The organism is Pontimicrobium aquaticum (genome assembly GCF_005047595.1).
Classification (GTDB): domain Bacteria; phylum Bacteroidota; class Bacteroidia; order Flavobacteriales; family Flavobacteriaceae; genus Pontimicrobium; species Pontimicrobium aquaticum.
The window spans coordinates 99,080-116,431 of sequence record NZ_SUPL01000001.1; the positions used below are offsets into that span (position 1 = coordinate 99,080).

Here is a 17,352-nt window from a genome sequence, read left to right on the forward strand (position 1 = left end):
TTTTACTGTGAATTTAAAACTAATGAAGATGAAAAAACTAAACTGTATAATATTATCAATGATTTTCTTTAGTACTGTTTATGTTTTTGGACAACAAAAATTGGAAACATTTGAGTATCAAGGAGAAAAACTAAGTTATACAATTCTGCTTCCTATAAATTTTGATGCTACTAAAACATACCCTGTAATGGTTGGGCCTTCTCAAGCTAAATCTGTTAATGATGAAAGCTTTTATTGGAAAGGGACTAAAGATAGCCAAGGCTGGATTCTTATAGGTTACAGAATTTATGGTGCTGCTAATAGAACAAATGAGATTAAAGCACTGTTTAATCATCTAAAGTCCACTTATAATGTAGAAGGTAATAAATTTTATACAACATGCCATAGTGCCAATAGTGCTGGAATTTTTGATTTAGTAATGGAAATGCCTAATTATTTTTCAGGAATAATAGGTATGGCAGGAAATCCTAATAATAGTGACAAAGAAAAAATGAAACAATTAAAAGGAGTTAAAGTTCTATTTATAGTAGGTGACCAAGACACCTATTGGATGAGCTCTGCAAAAAAGAGTTATAAAATATTACAAGAAATAGGAGTAGAAAGCTCAATAGAGATTATAAAAAATGGAAAACATGTTATGAAGCCTTTAATAGGTAAGGGATTTTTAGATCGAGTCGAACGTTTAAGAAATTAAGATATTTAATTTTTGGTCAATTTAAATTTGGTTGGTTTAGTTTTTTGGTCAAAAAAAGAGAAGTAACTGATGTAATTGAAGATGATGCGCTAGTAGTTGCTTCTCTAATAACCAATATAAAATATTAGAGCAAATAAATCAAGAGAGATTTATTAATTCAATAAAGCTCAAAGAATTTATGCCAAGTATAAATTGATAGAAATTATAAAATAAAAAAAAACGGATAACATGTTTGAAACAACTTATTAGTAGAGGGTTTTTACATAGAGTCAAACGATTAACAAAATAATAAAATTAAAAAAATGAAATATTCAATTCTAATAATTACAGTTTTACTAACTAATAACTTATTCTCTCAAAAAGTTATATACTCTGAATTAAATAATAATAACTGGGATCTCTATTCGCTTTCAACGGAAAATGGAATTATTAAAAGAATAACCAAAGACAGCCTCAAGGATTTTCAATCTGATTATTCTAATGTCCATGGCAACATTATATTTGATTCATATAGAGATAATAATACAAGAAACATTTTTACATTAAATTCAAAAACAAATGAATTAAATCAGCTTACGTATCTAAAAACACGTGATGGACATCCTGTTTGGTCTCCAGATGGCAGTAAAATTGCATTTCAATCATCTAGAACAGGAAACCCAGAAGTCTTTGTTATGGATAGTAATGGTGAAAATGTAGAACAACTTACTTTTAATAAGGAGTTTGACGGAATACCAAAATGGTCTCCTAATGGTAAATTACTTGCATTTAATAGTAATAGAAATGGCTCACCAAATATCTTTACCTTAAATTTAGAAACTAAAGAAATGATCCAAATCACTTCAAATGAATCATATAATTTTGTTCAAGATTGGATTTCTCAAAGCAAAATTATAATAATAACAGATGTAAATGAAAAAAGACAGCTACAAATTTTAGATATAAAACTTGGAAGCATAATTAAAACAATTACAACCGAAGGAGATGTCACCTATGCACGTTGTAATAAGAATGGTCAAATTGTGTTTATACAAAAGGCTACTTCAGGAGAAGTAAATGTTTTTTTAACAGATATAAAAAAGAACAATATTAAACAATTGACGTATTCTAAAAATGAAAAAAGATTTCCAGTTTTTATGGATTAATTAAGTGAAAGAATTATACATTAAATAGTTTATTTTGTAAAAGGAATCCTTTTAAAATAATTGGAATAAACACCACCATATATTTAGGAATAAATATAATGTAGATAAACGCAATTGTATTTAGACAATTGTTGGCGCGATTCTTATCACGATAAATGTTTTTGCATCATTAATTAAGTTATTCAAATCATTGTTATAAAAAAAAACAATATTTTCAATATTTTAGGTTTTAAAAAAGAAGCTAATGAGAATACCATTATATAAGTTAAAGTCAAAATTAATAATGACACTTTTATTACTTACTTCATTTTTTTCCTACTGTCAAACATCATCAGAAGGAAAATTATATAAAAGTCAAGAGTATAAAGAAAATCAAAATGTGCAAATAATTGTGCACAAAATTATTATCCCCGAAAATGGCTCTCTTAAAGAAGCTCTTGGCTTAACTCAAGAATGGACTGAAAATGTACTTCGAAAAAATGATAATTTTGAAAACATTCAACTTCTAATATCAGACACTACCAAGGATACGATTGACTTAATGGTCCTCTACAAGTACAAATCAAATATTACTCGAGACACTAACGCAATCAATAAAGAGTTAATCAATAAATATTGGACTAAAGAAGGAACTTTTGAAAAATTCCTAAAAAGACTTCATTCATATATTGATCCTAAAATGAATAAACGTAGTGTTTTCAAAGAATTGATATTAGAATAATTAATAAACACTACCATATATTTAGGAATAAATATAATGTAGATAAACGCAATTGCATTTAGACAATTGTTCGCACTTATTTGAGAAAAATATGAATAATAAAAAGATATATATATATTTATTAATAACCATTATTTGGTCTTGGGCTTTTTGGGTTTTAGGTCTAAATTATCTTACCAATGGAATCAATCAAGAATCAATCGGAAAATTTTTAATATTCTTTTTTACGGGTATATATGGACCTACAATCAGCGGAATTGTAACAACACTTCTTTTTGATGGACTTAAAGGTGTATTGAATTTACTTAAGAAAATGTTTATTTGGAATATTCCCTTTAAAAACTATTTATACATAATACTTTTACCTATAATTTTTGTCATTATTGGAATTGGTTTTTATAACATATTTATTGGAGATATTGGGAGTTTTGACATAGCGGCTTTTCTTTCAATTCCGACTGTATTATGGGCTGGTTTTTATGCTGGACCTTTAGGCGAGGAACTTGGATGGAGAGGTTTTTTATTACCCGAATTACAAAAAAAACATTCTAACTTAAAAAGTGCAATCATAATTGGAGTTATATGGTTTATTTGGCATATTCCACTTTGGTGGGCCCCATTTGGCACTTTAGTTAGTGGAGAATCAATTTCTTTTTTAACTGTAACAGCTTATTTTCTAATGCTAATCTGTTTATCAATAATAATCACTTGGTTGGTAATTAATTCTAATGGAAGCATTCTAGTTGCAATCTTATTTCACTTATCAATTAATGCAGGAATAGCTTTGCTGTTTTTCCCTGAATTGAGTGTGGATTTTAAAAAAGTACATTTATTGTCCAGTATTGGAATGCTAATATTTACAGGAATATTGATTGCTAAAAATAAATTAAAAACAAGTGCCAACAATGTTTAAAAATAATAGCAGTTTAATTGCTAAAACGAAATAAAGTAAATATAAAAAGGTTAGTATTAATCCAAAAAGTTAGTGTCTTTTTGCGCGCTACGTTTCATACACAGACCGTTGTAAACAGTAGCTCGAAAACTGAAATTAAATTTAACAAATGAATATGTTTTCAATAGTTTGAAAATATATAATAAATAAAAAAAGATTCCCAGCTTTTATGTAATCTTTAAAAATTAATTAGACTATTTTCTTTATCAAGGACAAATAATGGACATACAATTACAGTTTGATTTTTATTCATTATTCGGACTCGTTGCCATAGGTCATGGTATATTTCTTTTGATTTTTATAGCATCAAAATATTATAAATCTATCTCATATAGGCTTTTATCATTGATACTGTTTGTCTTGCTATTTGAAATCATTCATGATTTTTTTGTCAATACCAAATTGATTCTTTACGTTCCACATATTTTAAGTACTGGAAATTTTTTTTCTTATTGTATAGGGCCATTAATTTTCCTTTACATTCTTTCTCTCACTCGATCTTCATTTAAATTAAAGCATTTACATCTTTTACATTTTATCCCTTTTGTACTTTATAATCTATTTAATCTCTCTAAATATTTACAAACAGCACAACAAAAACTATTTTTTTTAAATTACTATTACTCTTCTTTAGAAAGTGATCCAAGATATTTTTTTGAAGCTAGAGGTATTGTAAATATACTTAAAGGATTTATGCGTTACGATATTCATAAAATTATTTATGTTGCCATTGCTTTTTATTTTTTCTTAGCCTATAAGAAAAAAATATTGGATGAATATTCTAATATTGAAAAAACCAATGTACGATGGATGAAATCAATACTGTATGGATATCTTATTATTTGGTTATTAATCCCAGTTGAACGATTTGCGGGTTTCTTCGATGTAGATATAATTCTAATTAACAACCTAAGCTCTCTCATTTTACCTCTTCATATTTATTTCATCTCTTTCATCACGTTTAGTCAACAAAACTCATCTAAACTTATTCTAAAAAATAAATTAAGTTCTGAATCGGATAACAATGAATTACAGAGTATTATAGAACAGTCTAATACTGTATTCATTAAAGAAAAGTTATACTTAAATCCTGACCTTACACTTACAATTTTGGCAAAAAAAATTGGCGTTAGAGAGCATGCTTTATCTATGGCAATAAACAAGATATTGCAAATAAATTTCTTCGATTATGTTAATAAGCAAAGGGTGCTTGAAGCTCAAAAACTCCTAAAAGACCCTAAAAAGAAGCAATACACTATCGAGCATATTGGTACTTTATCTGGTTTCAGTTCTAAAGCAACATTCTATAGGGCATTTGTAAAACATACTGGAAAGACTCCAGGTCAATTTTCGAAGTCTCTCTCCTAAAAAAAAATTCTCAAAACGTATCAATGGATACAATGAGACTTTTCTACCATTCATTTTAACAATTATTTAGTATTAGTGAAAATATATTTGCTCAAATCAAAATAGTATATAATGAAAACATTAAGAAAATCTAGTCTTTGGCTATTAGTTATAGCCTTAACCATAAACACTAGTAGCAAAATAAAGGCCCAGTCATCAAATAATTCAGACTATAAAATTTATTTCACACTCCGAGAAAAACCAGGACAGAATGCGCAAATTGTTTATTATGATGGGAAGGAGTTGAAAAACTTCACACCACAAGGAAAAAGTTCAAGAGGAGAAAATAGTCCTGTAGTTTCTTCTGATGGAAAAAAGATAGTTTTTAGCACCTATCATTTTGGAGGTTGGAAAGCAGCAATCGCAAATATCGATGGATCTAATATCAAACAGTTAAGTAATTCTAGAAATTATTCTGGAGTTCCTAGTTTTTCTAAAGATGGAAAATGGGTTGTATTTTACGAACATGAAAATGGACGAATGGGGAAACGTAATATTTTTAAAATTAAAACTGATGGAACAGGCAAAAAACAACTTACAAGTAATTCTACACATCACTATACACCATCCTTTTCACCTGATGGATCAAAAATCACATTCTTATCAGGAAGAGGCGGACCTAATTATGAGGTTTTTGTAATGAATAGTGATGGCTCTAACATAACAAATATTACAAATCATCCTAGCCATGAAAGTGCTCCTTCTTGGTCTCCTGATGGAAAGCAAATTGCCTTTCTTTCTATTAGGAATGGATATTTAAATCTATATACCATTAATCCTGATGGCACAAAGATTAAAAATATCACTAAAAACGAAGAGAAAAATTTTAATTCTTTTACTGAAACTGATCAAAGTGTAGATGAGCTATCTTATTTGTATGGGACAAGTTGGTCTCCTGATGGGAAATCCATTGTATTTGTTCAGAAAATAGGAGAACTTCAAAAATTGTTTATCATCAATGTTGATGGAACAAATTTACGTGAGTTAGTATCTACTCCTGGAAATCAATACAAACCATTTTGGGCAAAATAGATAACTATCTATTCTGCAATTCATATCTAAATAAATTACCAAAAATAAAATTCACTTAAAATATTATATCTCATGAATAAAATGATAAAAAGAACCTTAGTATTAGTCATTCTTTTAACGCTAAATGATATTGTTGTAGCTCAGAGTTCTTCAGATTATGCTCCAAGAATGTCAAATGATGAAAAACAAATTGTTTTTTATTCGTATCGTGATGGTAAAGGACGAATTTACACAATGAATATTGATGGATCGAACCAAAAAAAATTAACAAACGGTAAAGGAAATCATATTGAACCAATCTGGTCTTCTAACGGAAAAAGAGTTTTGTATACATCTTCAAATGGAAATATAGGTCAGATTTATAGTATGAAAGCTAATGGAACTGATGCTATACAATTAACAAAATTTGAGAAAGGTTTTTCAGGAGCTAATCTTTGGACCCGAGGTAATAAAATTTACTTTAGGCATGATGGAGAAGATGAAGAAACAAAAAATGGGATTTATGTAATGAATGGGGATGGCTCTCAGCAGAAAAGAATAGCAAGTGGATCATCAATATCAGGGTTTAGTATATCTTCAGATGAAAAAAAAATATACTATATAGCCTCAGATAAAAATAAAGTGAAGGATATTTATGTGATGAACATTGACGGAACAAACATTCAAAACATTACAAATAATTCAGTAGAGGAATTTGCAGTAGCTATTTCACCAGATAATCAAAAAATAGCTTATACCTCCAAAGAAAGCGGAAACTATGATTTATACCTTATGGATATAGATGGTAAAAATAAAAAAAGATTGACTTTTTCTGAAGAAGCAGAATATTTTTTATCATTTACTCCAAATGGGAAAAACATTTTATTTGATTCTGAAAGAACAGGAGGAGCAGATATTTATAGTGTAGACTTACAAGGGAAGAATTTGCGAAATATCTCAAAAACATCAACACGTAATCAATATGCTTATGCAGCTGCAAAAAAAATTGTCTATGTCTCACAAAAAGATGGCAATAAAGAGATTTACATTCGTAATGAAGATGGGGGTGAAAGTAAAAGATTAACAAATAATACTTATGTAGATGATGCACCTGTATTATCTAAAGATGGAAAGAATATTACTTTTTATTCTAATCGTGAAGGATCTTATCAGTTGTATTTAATGAAGACCAATGGAAAAGGTGTTAAAAAAATAACAAATTCTAAAACAGATAATTACCAACCTTCATTCTCACCAAATGGAAAGAAAATTATTTTTACTTCTGAAAGAGATGGTAATCCTGAGATTTATGAGTTAACTTTATCTAATGGAAAAGAAAAAAGGCTAACAAATAATACTGCTTCAGATTCAAATCCTCAGTATGCATCGGATAATACAATAGTTTGGCATACTAAAAGAGATGGAAATTATGAAATTTATTCAATGAATGTAGATGGGTCTAATCAGAAAAACCTAACAAATAGTACGTTTACTGATGTGTACCCAAAGGTTTCACTTGACGGTAAGCAAATAGTTTTCAATACTACTAAGTATGATAACAAGATTAATGTGGCTATTATGGATATTGATGGAAAGAATATGAATAAGTTAAGTAGAGAAGGTAATGTACAAGACTGGTGGCATCCAACATTTTCAACTGATGGAAGTAAAATATATTTCGATTCCAAAAAAGGAACGAAAGATAAAAATTATCATTTATTCTCTATGAGGCTTAAAACTAAAGAGGTTAAACAAATAACACCAAAATAAAAAGCTTTTTTTAAATTATAATTAATAATCCTAAATATAACAACCTAACATCCAGTCTAATATAGGAATAGTATCAAAGATTAAATACAAAAATTTCCAAGATTGTTAATTTAATAAACAGAAAAATAAAGCAATTAAGTTTTCGGACATTAAATATCATTGTAAAATATGAATTGTATATGTAATTAATATTTTACAATGATATTTAATCCTAAACTCACATTTTGTTCTTCAATCCACGTTCCTTGACTTGCATACCTTGAAAAGGTTTTAGATCCATTTGGTGTTGTAGAAAAATAGAGTTCCCTTTCTATTGAATTCTCTATCCACTCCATTGAAACAAAAATATCCTTATAAACAACAATGTTATATTTATTGACATCAATAGTAAAAACGTCTTTTTTCTTTTTACATTCAATTATTATGTTTTCTTTCAAAATGTTTTTATCTGGAACACCATCTTTTAAATCATATATATTAAGCCTGAATTTAAATACTTTAAGAGGGTTTTTATAAATATTAATGTTTATTTTATTAATTGAAATTGGACCGTTTTCGACCTTAATTATTGTTCCAAGTTCATTTCCTAATTAATTGGACTGAAACCCATATACAGTATTGTTTGTAAACTCTTTATTACCTAGTATATGCTCTTGTTTATTATTGTTAGATATTATAACTTCATTTAATTGCATTACCTCAGCTTCTAATTTAAAAAGCGGATTTTCCCGAATTTTGTTTTTAAAATCTATAAACTTAAATAATCTCTCTTTATAACCAATCATTGAAATCCTTATAGTGTCTTGATTGTACTTGTCGTTAATCTCCATTTTGAAGTTTCCTTCATTGTTTGAAACCGTTCCAATGCTTTTGCCCGCAATCCCAATATTTACCCACGCTAAAGGTTGTTTTGATTTGCTGTCAATTATTTGCCCTTCAATCAAATTTTGACTAAATAAATCTAATGAAGAAATTATAAAAATAGTGGTTATATAATATTTTATATTCATTTTTAAAGTTTAGGAAATCAATATTCTAAGATTATTTAGTTAACGAGGTAAAAGTTAATAAAGTTTGAGTAAGCAAAGATGATTTAGTCTTTTATCAGGAAAATACACTTTCCTTTTTAAATAAATGATTTTACAATCATAAAACAGCTCGAATAACTTCAAATTTTACATATTTAAAATCAAAAAAAAGATCATCACATCACAATACTATGAATTAAATTCAATGACGGTAGCAAATATGTTGTTCATGCGTCTTATAAATATAAACTAAAACAGAAAACGATGAAATTTTATTATGCGTTACTAGCCTTTTTTCTATTGCTTAATTTTTAAATGCGCAAGAAGTTAAACTTACTCCTCAAAAACAAATACTTTCTGACTTTGATAAAGCAGTATCTTATATAAATACATTCGCTGTTCATAAAGATTTAAATGCAGCTCGTCTTGGTATTGATTATGAAAAAAAGTTTAAGAATCTCAGAAGTGAAATTAACAATAATATTTCAATTTGTGAATTTTAAAACCTTGCTTGTTAAACTTGATGAATTTTGTAAGATAGTACAGAACCGTTAAATCATTTTTATTTAAAAGTTATTATTACTGCATTATTTTCTTTCTTAACATTAAACTCTGTTGCCTTTACTTCAAACTCCTTATATAACATTTTGTTGGTTGTTCCATTAGTAAATTCATCAATTGATGTGTTTATTGAAAAATATACTCTTTCTTCTTTTGTATTAACCAATAAAGGGAAAGGTGTTTTTGAAATTAACTCAGGTACTTTGTCAAAATATATACCAACAGGAACCATCTCATAAATTATTGAATTATCATCAACTTTTGTAACTCCAAAGGGTGTATAATTCATTCCTGTAATTTTATGCCCTTTATAATCAAGAATAACCAGTGTTTTATTTGGTGCAGACATTATAGCGTCTACTTTTTCTTGAATTACTTTTTTCCCTTCTTTTTCAAACTCCAACTTAGTCTTAAAGATGCCATCATAATCGTATTCTAATTTAGCTTTATCTAGGTATGCTTTCTTTTGATTACTTGATAAACTAAGGCTTTCATCCAATAAACCTGAAAGAAATACTTCTTTGTCAAAAATTCTACTCTTCCATTTTGGCATTACTTTATCCAGAAGAAGTCCTTGACAAGCTCCGAGGTAGTACAATTTAAATCGCAGAGGACCTGCTCCAAATTTGTTTCCAAACCTATTATCATTTACAGATACAATGTTTACCATATCTTCTATTTCTTTTTTAAAGAAGTCAGGCAAGGTGTTTTTGTAATCAGCAAATCCGTTTATATATTTCATTTCATCTATTGGAGTAATATTTTCACCTTCACTATAAAACTTATATTCAATATACTTTGCTGTACCTTCAGCGAATTCATTCAAGTTTTCGTAAGCAACGAAAACAGAATCAAGTAGTGACTGCCTATAATTTCTAACAGCAACAAACTGACGTGCTTTTTTTGAAATTATTTTTTCATCTTTAGATAATAATGCGTCCTTTAAGATTAAACCTTCTAATACAGAAAGTGAATTATTTATTGGATCGAGAAAAGGATAGTTAGCCACACTTCCTTCATTTGCATTTTTACCTTTGGCTAAAGTTTCCTGGTGTACATGAAATCCTTCATGTAAAATAGTACTGAGTTTATGGTAAGGAGAACCTATAAAACTCCAGTCATCAAGCCATTTATTTAAAAACTCTTTGGGTTGATTCATGATAGCTCCTCGTAATTGATTTCTCATACTGGAATAGGTGTCTGCCACAACAAGCACTTTTACTCCATCAATTTCGATAGTGGTATTTTGATCATCATACTGTATATAGGTAGATTCATTTCTCACATAAATAGTTTGTCCATCCAATGGATTAAACCCATTGTAAACATCAAAACCTTCTGGTTTATGAGGAAAATTGATTAATATATCTTGAACATTGGGTTTGTAAAATAGAACAGGCGTTTTACTAAACTTCCAATTTGGGTATAATTGGTCACTTAATTGATTCGTGACATTCTGACTTTCCTTCAATAAAATTAATAGTTCTGGATCAAGTTTTAATAATGACGACTCTTGAGAAAAAAGTGGAGTACAATACGTAACAGTTAGGATTGAAAATAATACTATTGTTAGCTTTCGATAATAGGCTTCTATACGTTTCATGTGTTTCTGATTATTTATGAGACCAAATTTAAAAACCTGTAAAGTAATAAACTGTTAACTACTGTTAACACAAGCCAATGACTCCATAAATGAATTGAACGCACTGTTTTTTGATGTGAAAATAATCGCTAAGATATTTATGCTTTATAACGATTAGTATTTTATTAATCATCCATCTTTTCTTACAAGTCCAATAAAATGTCAATCTTCAAAGTAGTAAATTGTTGATTTGCAAATCCAATATTCCTATTTAGAGATTGTAAGCACTCGTTTATTTTTATGTTTCTCTTCGAATTATTTTATTCGTTGATTGAAGTATTATCGCTAAAAACATCACAACAATAACTCCTATAACATTTAACCATAAAAATTCTAAATTAATAAACTCATACTCGTTTAATAAAAACAATCCAATCACTATCACTTGTGTGATTAATGCTGCATTAAATGCTGCATTACCTCTAACAAACTTTACAAAAATCAATCAAAGTTAATTTATTGGTGTTAACAGTTATAATCTTACTCTTATCAAAAAGTTCAAATATCACTGAAAACGTACACCATATCTTTAATTGATTTAAAACAACCATTTAAAGATATTAAACATAAAAAACAGCATTCTATGATTAATGTTTCTGGCATCAAACAATATAGAAAAAGAAACACTTTGACTTATCACAGGAATTTAGAATTAATTGCTTTTAATCCAAATACAATAGAAGTGAATCCACAATCATTAATTTAAATCAGTAACCAAACATTTTGAATTCTATTTAAATTATCATTAAAGATTTTATTATCTTTTCATTCTCGAACCATAACTACATTTAACCCTCTAGTTGTGCCACTAAAAAACACCACTAAATCAGTTAAAGAAATAGTAAAGAGATGAAAAAATCAGATTCTGTCATTTTAATATTTTATTTGTTTTTATGGATCTTAATTGACAGTCCTAGAAACCCTAACCCTATAATTTTTGGCTCAGTATTTATCTATCATTTTATTGCTCTTTTTATAGCAGTTTTATTTCACATTAGGATTGTAAAAAAACGTTTTAAAATTTCACTATTTTATTTAGGTTATTTGGTCGCACTAGCAATTATAACTTGTGTTTTGAAAGTTATAATTGAAAGATTGTTATGGGAATTCTGTGCATTTACGTTTGATTATTCATTAACAGTAATTACTTATGAAGGAAGCGATTTTCTTAAACAATATTCTTCTCTTTTTAAGAGTTACTTAATTTTCTTCCTTTTTTATGAGTTAATAAACAATATGTTCTCCAATCAAAAATCTAAATCTTCGAAAAAAAAATTAGATGAAAAAGTATTGTTTATCAAATCGAATAAAGAGATTATACAAATTCCAATCATCGACATATTTTATTTTGAAGGACTTAGAGATTATGTAAAAGTATATTCTAAAAGAGGAATGCATATTACTAAAAGAACTCTAATTAGCCTAGAAAGTGAGTTAGATAATGAAATGTTTTTAAGAGTTCAAAAATCTTACATTGTTAATAGGACACATATAGAGAAGTTAAAAGGAAATAGAATAGAAATCAATGGAAATTATATTCCAATTGGAGCTGCTTATAATGAATCAATAAAAAAAATATTCTCTATTTAGTCGATTATCATTCTATTTAGTCTACTCGAAGGGCGGTTTGGTCTATTTTTATTTTTAGTTTTTTCTCTACTACGTTTCTTGCGGGGAAATAATATATATCATGAAAAAAATATTAATGACCTTAGGTTTCATTTTAATTAGTAAATTTTCATTTTCACAAAACGAGGGCTCCATTGCAAGAATAGTTAAAGCTTATGATTCTACAAGTATTGTAGCTTTCGGTGAAAGGCATGACCAAATTGAACTTATAGAATACTATAAAAATTTAGTCAATGATAAATCCTTTCAGGAAAAAGTAGATGATATTGTGCTAGAATTAGGTAACTCATTTTATCAAGAAGTACTCGATAGATATGTTAGTGGACAAAATATACCTTTTAAGGAAGTTCGAAATGTATGGTTTAGTGCTACTAACTCTCTTTTACAGATTGGGAATTTAAGTGCTATAGAGATCTTAATAAAACATATTAGGGAGGTAAATTTAAACTTACCAAAAGAAAAACAATTTAGAGTTATTGCAGCAGATCCTCCTGTTAATTGGAATGTCATAAAATCACCATCAGATTTCTATCCATTTCTGGGGAGAAGGGATTTACATTTTGCGACAATAATTTGGAATGAGGTAATTGACAAAAAAAGAAATGCTTTTGTAATAATGGGTAGATCACACTTGTTACGAAATGACCCAAAACCTGTTAATTATGTAAATCTTGTAGATATCTTAGAGGCGAGACTTGGTAAGAGAATATTCATTATTAGGGTAGAACTAGATAAAACAATAGAGAAAACCCCAGTAATAAAGGATATAGAAAACACCAATTTAAAAGAAAAGCTTATACGAAAAAATTTTAATCAAAAATTCAAAGAAAGTATTGATGCTGTAATTTATTTTAAAAAACTAAACTCATTACTGATTGAGCCATTTTCAGATAAAAAAGATATTGAAGAATTAGATAGAAGAAGTCTTATTATAAATAAATCAAACTTTCAATTTAACAGCTATGATTACTTATCCTATCTAATTAAAAAACATGGAGAGGAAGGGGTAGGAATATTTGAACAATTAGTTAAAACAAATAATAGTCTTATCAGTTATAATGAACAGTTAGTAAAAATATTTGCTAATGAAATCGATGATATGACTATCAAGAATAAAATACTTGAAATGGTAAAAGAATTGAAAAATTCAAAAAATTAAACACCACACACAACAAGTGTAATCTATTACTTAGTTTGTATATTGGAAAGCCCTTTCCAAACTTTCTATTCAGTTTATATGACTTAGACAACTCAACAATAAAGCAATTAATGGAGGAGATTAAAAAATTGCGTTGTTTCCAGCAAAACTTGAAGATCCTAAAAATGATTTGAACTCTAAAAATATAAAAATAGATCATTTTGCTTTTAACGTAACAAGAGAAAATTTTAATAAAGCTCAAAAAAAGTATGTTGAGTTGAATTTAGAATTTGACATTCAAGACCATCACTACTTTGAATCAATTTATACAAAAGACCCAGACGGACATACAGTTGAATTAACCACTATAAAAGTAAGTGAAAACGAATTTTATGAGCTAGATTAATGTTGTTTTTCCAAACATAGGTAAAAATATCTTTTAGCATCGTTAAGGTATTAACCCAATATAAGCTGTAAGCATAACTCTGTTAGTATGATTGGTCGTTTAAATCGAGTTTCATAATACATTATTAATGTTAGTTGTATTTGATTAAACTGTACAAAATTTCTGAATCTGATAATTTTCATTAATAGTTCTTATTGATAATCAATGTTTTAATATCTTCTTCTATTTGCTCTGAAAATCCAAAATATTCTTTTTGTATAACCTTATCTTTATCTACTAAAAAATATCTTGGCAGGCTACTTACACCAAAGGCTTTTTTTAATTCATTATTGCCAACTAAGTTTTTAAAAGTAGTACCTTTCTTTTTTATTAAATTAATTGCATTTTCAGTGTCTTCAGAGACTATTCCAATTACTTCTTAAGGTTTTCTATTTTTGAAAATGAAACTATACAAGGCCCACACCAAACCTCCCAAAAATCAATCAAAGTCAATTTATGATTAGTGTTAACATTAATAATCTTATTCCTATCAAAAAGATCTGGTAATTTTATTTCTGGAAGTTTTTTAGAAAGTAATTTATTTTGTTGACGTGTTTTAGGTTCTATTAATGTGTGTGTGTTTAGCTCACTTTTTAGTTGCTTAATTGATTTTGATACCTCGTCATTGATTTTTAAATTACGTATTATACTTTTTGTGATTGATTTATGTCCAAGTTGATTTGAAGATTATGTGATTTTTAACGGAAAAAAAAATTGGCTTTACTTAATTGAATCGTTTTAGTTATATCTGTTATAGCATGAACTGTATCATTATCAAATTCATATGTTAAAAAAATAAGAATCTTTACTTTCTTTTAAAGATATACGCTTATAGACTGTATCAAGCTTAAACAAATTTTGAAGTATCATTTGTCCTCCTGGACTACCAATGAAACCATAATGACCAGGTACTATTTTATAAGTACTATCCTCTTTTGATATCTCAAAACCATTCCCTCTATTAAATTAAGTGCTTTTGAATAATGTGATTAGAGAATTCAATAGGATTTGTTATTGAACCCATGATGACAATGTAAAACCATACTAATTTTGATTTTCAAATATTTGTCCAAGAATACAGATCAATTATTTTTTTGAAAGGGTGTTCCTGGACTCACATTAGGAATAGCTAAATAAGCATCAAAGCCAGTAATTAGCTGAACAGCTTTACTATTTAAAAATGGGCTTAATTCATATAAATGTTTTCTTAAAGGACGTAAGTCAATAAGGAATAACCCATTGGTGTTTTTCAATTGATTGATAAACACATGCCTTGACTTATCATCCGGAGATTTGTCAGGGTCAATACTTCCAAAATAGCTCATAACTTGTATGGTTCCTTTTCCTCCTTCAACATTGTCTTGCCCACTGGCAAGTGTTTGTCCACTTACAGCATCTATGTATATATTAAACGCTGTTTCATTTCTACTTATAGCCCATTCTTCAATAAAGGTTCCCAAAGTGGACATTCCATTACTCAAGGATGGAGCTGAATGAAACCCACCAAACTTAAAAAATACTTTTGGTGATATTCCTTGCTGCTTTTCATAATTAGAAATAAGATGTACCAAGTTTTGCTTCATTAAGTTCTCTCTAATTGCATTAGATTCAACTCTTGTAATCTCTCCTCGAAAGCGACCATATATTTTATTGCTAATCAATAGTGCATCTAATAAACTTAATGCATCATTATTATCAACAAATAAAGATTTTAACTCTGTAAGGTCATTTTTTATAGGGCTTCCCATTAAAAAACGATTTTCTTCTAATTGCAAGTCAAGTTTTGAAAGAAGGTTTTTTTGAGTATCGGTTGTTGCTAATTTTCTTAAACGTTCCAGGTACATTTTAAAGCCAAATAGAAACTCTTGGTCTAATCCCCAAATAGCCTTTTCTTTTAGTTTTGACTCACTAACAATTCTAGAAGCGAGTAATGATTCCTCTTTCCAGTCTAAAAACGCGATAGCTTGAAAATATTTAGGGTTTTCTAGAAATGTCTTTAATGAATCGTAACCACCATTTTTTAAAATTTCTTGAACTTCTATAGAAGCTTGCCTCCCTATTTCTAGTGCTGCAAGATGATAATCAACTTCTGTAAGTTTCGAAAATATCGCTCCACTAATATTTGGTATATTGGCTGTTCCATGACGTTCCCCAACTAAAAAGTAGTTGGATTTCGATGCTTCATTTATTAACCATTGTGATCCTTGACCGCTAATATCTTTACCGTTAAACTGAATAGGGTAAGTATTTGCCTTAACAATGGAATCAAAGGCATTTGCATTAAAAGTGCTTTGTCCATTAGCAAAATTCACCGATAAAACAAAGAATAAAAAATTAATTATAAGGGAGGTTTTTATTAAACAATGAAACGTACTGTTTTTTTTCATAATTGATTGATTTTGTTATGGATATTAGACTGTTATTAGATGTGAATGGTTACATTTTTTTGTTTAATTCTTCATTAAAAATCCTGTTGTTGTTAACACCTTAATCTTCTATATTCTAATATTGTAGTTTTCTTTTAATATTATTTCTTCTCAAAGTGAAATCTTAAAGCTTTTATTTTTCAATGTTTTAGCATATTGACTAGTTAGCTTATCCAAAAAGATGAACAAAACGTTATTCATTTCTTTATAATCATTCTCCAAAAGTTGTTTAGAACTTTGAACATATTTCTTTCCTTCTAATAACTTAAGCGCTTCTGTAGAATGTGATATTAAGGGTTCTATAGATTCATTATTAAATTCTAGGTGACATTGAAACCCATATACCAATTCAGAATATTCAACTATTTGTCTTGGGCAGCCATCACTGAAAGCAATAATTTTTGAATTATTTGTTAAACCAGGCATATCGTTATGCCAATGCCCAACTAAAACTTTTTCGGGAAAGTGGGAGAACTTTTCATTTTGCTTTCCTTCTTCAGTTTTTATAATTGGAAAAACTCCAATTTCTGGATTAGGACTTTTTTCGAAAGGAGCTCCAAGAGCTTCTCCAATTAGTTGGGCACCAAGACAAACGCCTAGAACAGCTTTGCCTGTATCTAAAATGTATCTTGACTATTATTTTTTATATTACCATGAATTCAGAGCTATTTAAGAATGTAAAAGTTAATGTTAAAAATTACTTTTTAATTAACTTAAAAGGCCCTGTTTTTTTCCTGAATACAGTTTTACAAAATAACCACCTCCTCCTGTGCCTTTCTCCAA

At 28.2% G+C, this 17,352-nt stretch carries 16 protein-coding genes; 10 read left to right on the plus strand and 6 right to left on the minus strand.

Annotation, left to right across the window (positions count from 1 at the left end):
* Nucleotides 1-28 precede the first annotated feature (28 nt).
* The 7 genes from E5167_RS00490 (at nt 29) to E5167_RS00520 (ending at nt 7,700) form a co-directional block, all read left to right on the plus strand.
* Nucleotides 29-694 carry a hypothetical protein gene (locus E5167_RS00490; RefSeq protein ID WP_136839929.1) on the plus strand — a complete coding sequence of 222 codons (666 nt, stop codon included), beginning with the start codon at nt 29-31 and terminating at the stop codon, nt 692-694.
* Nucleotides 695-996: 302 nt separating this feature from the next.
* Nucleotides 997-1,839, plus strand: coding sequence for a TolB family protein (locus E5167_RS00495; RefSeq protein ID WP_136839931.1), 843 nt, complete (start codon nt 997-999; stop codon nt 1,837-1,839).
* Between the two features lie 244 nt (nt 1,840-2,083).
* Nucleotides 2,084-2,560 (plus strand): hypothetical protein, encoded by a 477-nt coding sequence (locus E5167_RS00500; RefSeq protein WP_136839933.1) that lies wholly within the window; start codon nt 2,084-2,086, stop codon nt 2,558-2,560.
* A 91-nt stretch (nt 2,561-2,651) separates the two neighbouring features.
* Entirely contained in the window at nt 2,652-3,473 is an 822-nt protein-coding gene (locus tag E5167_RS00505; RefSeq protein WP_136839935.1) for a CPBP family intramembrane glutamic endopeptidase, read from the plus strand.
* Nucleotides 3,474-3,731: 258 nt separating this feature from the next.
* The gene (locus tag E5167_RS00510; RefSeq protein ID WP_136839937.1) at nt 3,732-4,880 is read left to right on the plus strand and encodes a helix-turn-helix domain-containing protein; all 1,149 of its coding nucleotides are present in this window, start codon (nt 3,732-3,734) and stop codon (nt 4,878-4,880) included.
* A 111-nt stretch (nt 4,881-4,991) separates the two neighbouring features.
* A complete protein-coding gene (locus E5167_RS00515) occupies nt 4,992-5,951 on the plus strand; it encodes a TolB family protein (protein WP_136839939.1) in 960 nt (319 codons plus the stop codon).
* Nucleotides 5,952-6,023: 72 nt separating this feature from the next.
* Complete coding sequence (locus E5167_RS00520; protein WP_136839941.1) at nt 6,024-7,700, plus strand: DUF5050 domain-containing protein; 1,677 nt, start codon at nt 6,024-6,026, stop codon at nt 7,698-7,700.
* A gap of 185 nt (nt 7,701-7,885) precedes the next feature.
* Here E5167_RS00520 and E5167_RS00525 read toward each other — a convergent pair whose 3' ends face one another.
* The 4 genes from E5167_RS00525 to E5167_RS00540 form a co-directional block, all read right to left on the minus strand.
* Nucleotides 7,886-8,137 carry a hypothetical protein gene (locus tag E5167_RS00525; protein ID WP_136839943.1) on the minus strand — a complete coding sequence of 84 codons (252 nt, stop codon included), beginning with the start codon at nt 8,135-8,137 and terminating at the stop codon, nt 7,886-7,888.
* A gap of 153 nt (nt 8,138-8,290) precedes the next feature.
* Nucleotides 8,291-8,710 carry a carboxypeptidase-like regulatory domain-containing protein gene (locus tag E5167_RS00530; RefSeq protein ID WP_136839945.1) on the minus strand — a complete coding sequence of 140 codons (420 nt, stop codon included), beginning with the start codon at nt 8,708-8,710 and terminating at the stop codon, nt 8,291-8,293.
* A gap of 580 nt (nt 8,711-9,290) precedes the next feature.
* Entirely contained in the window at nt 9,291-10,892 is a 1,602-nt protein-coding gene (locus E5167_RS00535; RefSeq protein WP_136839947.1) for a hypothetical protein, read from the minus strand.
* A 277-nt stretch (nt 10,893-11,169) separates the two neighbouring features.
* On the minus strand, nt 11,170-11,376 hold the full coding sequence (locus E5167_RS00540; RefSeq protein WP_136839949.1) for a hypothetical protein: 207 nt from the start codon (nt 11,374-11,376) through the stop codon (nt 11,170-11,172).
* Between the two features lie 629 nt (nt 11,377-12,005).
* Here E5167_RS00540 and E5167_RS00545 point away from each other — a divergent pair.
* From E5167_RS00545 to E5167_RS00555, 3 genes are all read left to right on the plus strand, one after another.
* Nucleotides 12,006-12,521, plus strand: coding sequence for a LytR/AlgR family response regulator transcription factor (locus tag E5167_RS00545; RefSeq protein WP_169301346.1), 516 nt, complete (start codon nt 12,006-12,008; stop codon nt 12,519-12,521).
* 100 nt (nt 12,522-12,621) lie between these two features.
* A complete protein-coding gene (locus E5167_RS00550; protein ID WP_136839952.1) occupies nt 12,622-13,719 on the plus strand; it encodes a hypothetical protein in 1,098 nt (365 codons plus the stop codon).
* 133 nt (nt 13,720-13,852) lie between these two features.
* Nucleotides 13,853-14,104 (plus strand): VOC family protein, encoded by a 252-nt coding sequence (locus E5167_RS00555; RefSeq protein ID WP_239021910.1) that lies wholly within the window; start codon nt 13,853-13,855, stop codon nt 14,102-14,104.
* A 1,121-nt stretch (nt 14,105-15,225) separates the two neighbouring features.
* Here the strand turns inward: E5167_RS00555 and E5167_RS00560 are convergent.
* On the minus strand, nt 15,226-16,530 hold the full coding sequence (locus tag E5167_RS00560) for a hypothetical protein (RefSeq protein WP_136839957.1): 1,305 nt from the start codon (nt 16,528-16,530) through the stop codon (nt 15,226-15,228).
* A 150-nt stretch (nt 16,531-16,680) separates the two neighbouring features.
* Nucleotides 16,681-17,193: a glutamine amidotransferase-related protein gene (locus tag E5167_RS00565; protein ID WP_136839959.1), complete on the minus strand. Its 513-nt coding sequence runs from the start codon at nt 17,191-17,193 to the stop codon at nt 16,681-16,683.
* Nucleotides 17,194-17,352 lie beyond the last annotated feature (159 nt).

What these genes read in the sequence shown, in the direction of transcription:
- E5167_RS00515 (WP_136839939.1), top strand. Translation starts at nt 4,992, where the DNA reads ATGAAAACATTAAGAAAATCTAGTCTTTGGCTATTAGTTATAGCCTTA.
- E5167_RS00500 (WP_136839933.1), top strand. Translation starts at nt 2,084, where the DNA reads ATGAGAATACCATTATATAAGTTAAAGTCAAAATTAATAATGACACTT.
- E5167_RS00510 (WP_136839937.1), top strand. Translation starts at nt 3,732, where the DNA reads ATGGACATACAATTACAGTTTGATTTTTATTCATTATTCGGACTCGTT.
- E5167_RS00560 (WP_136839957.1), bottom strand. Translation starts at nt 16,530, where the DNA reads ATGAAAAAAAACAGTACGTTTCATTGTTTAATAAAAACCTCCCTTATA.
- E5167_RS00530 (WP_136839945.1), bottom strand. Translation starts at nt 8,710, where the DNA reads ATGAATATAAAATATTATATAACCACTATTTTTATAATTTCTTCATTA.
- E5167_RS00535 (WP_136839947.1), bottom strand. Translation starts at nt 10,892, where the DNA reads ATGAAACGTATAGAAGCCTATTATCGAAAGCTAACAATAGTATTATTT.
- E5167_RS00505 (WP_136839935.1), top strand. Translation starts at nt 2,652, where the DNA reads ATGAATAATAAAAAGATATATATATATTTATTAATAACCATTATTTGG.
- E5167_RS00490 (WP_136839929.1), top strand. Translation starts at nt 29, where the DNA reads ATGAAAAAACTAAACTGTATAATATTATCAATGATTTTCTTTAGTACT.
- E5167_RS00550 (WP_136839952.1), top strand. Translation starts at nt 12,622, where the DNA reads ATGAAAAAAATATTAATGACCTTAGGTTTCATTTTAATTAGTAAATTT.
- E5167_RS00495 (WP_136839931.1), top strand. Translation starts at nt 997, where the DNA reads ATGAAATATTCAATTCTAATAATTACAGTTTTACTAACTAATAACTTA.
- E5167_RS00520 (WP_136839941.1), top strand. Translation starts at nt 6,024, where the DNA reads ATGAATAAAATGATAAAAAGAACCTTAGTATTAGTCATTCTTTTAACG.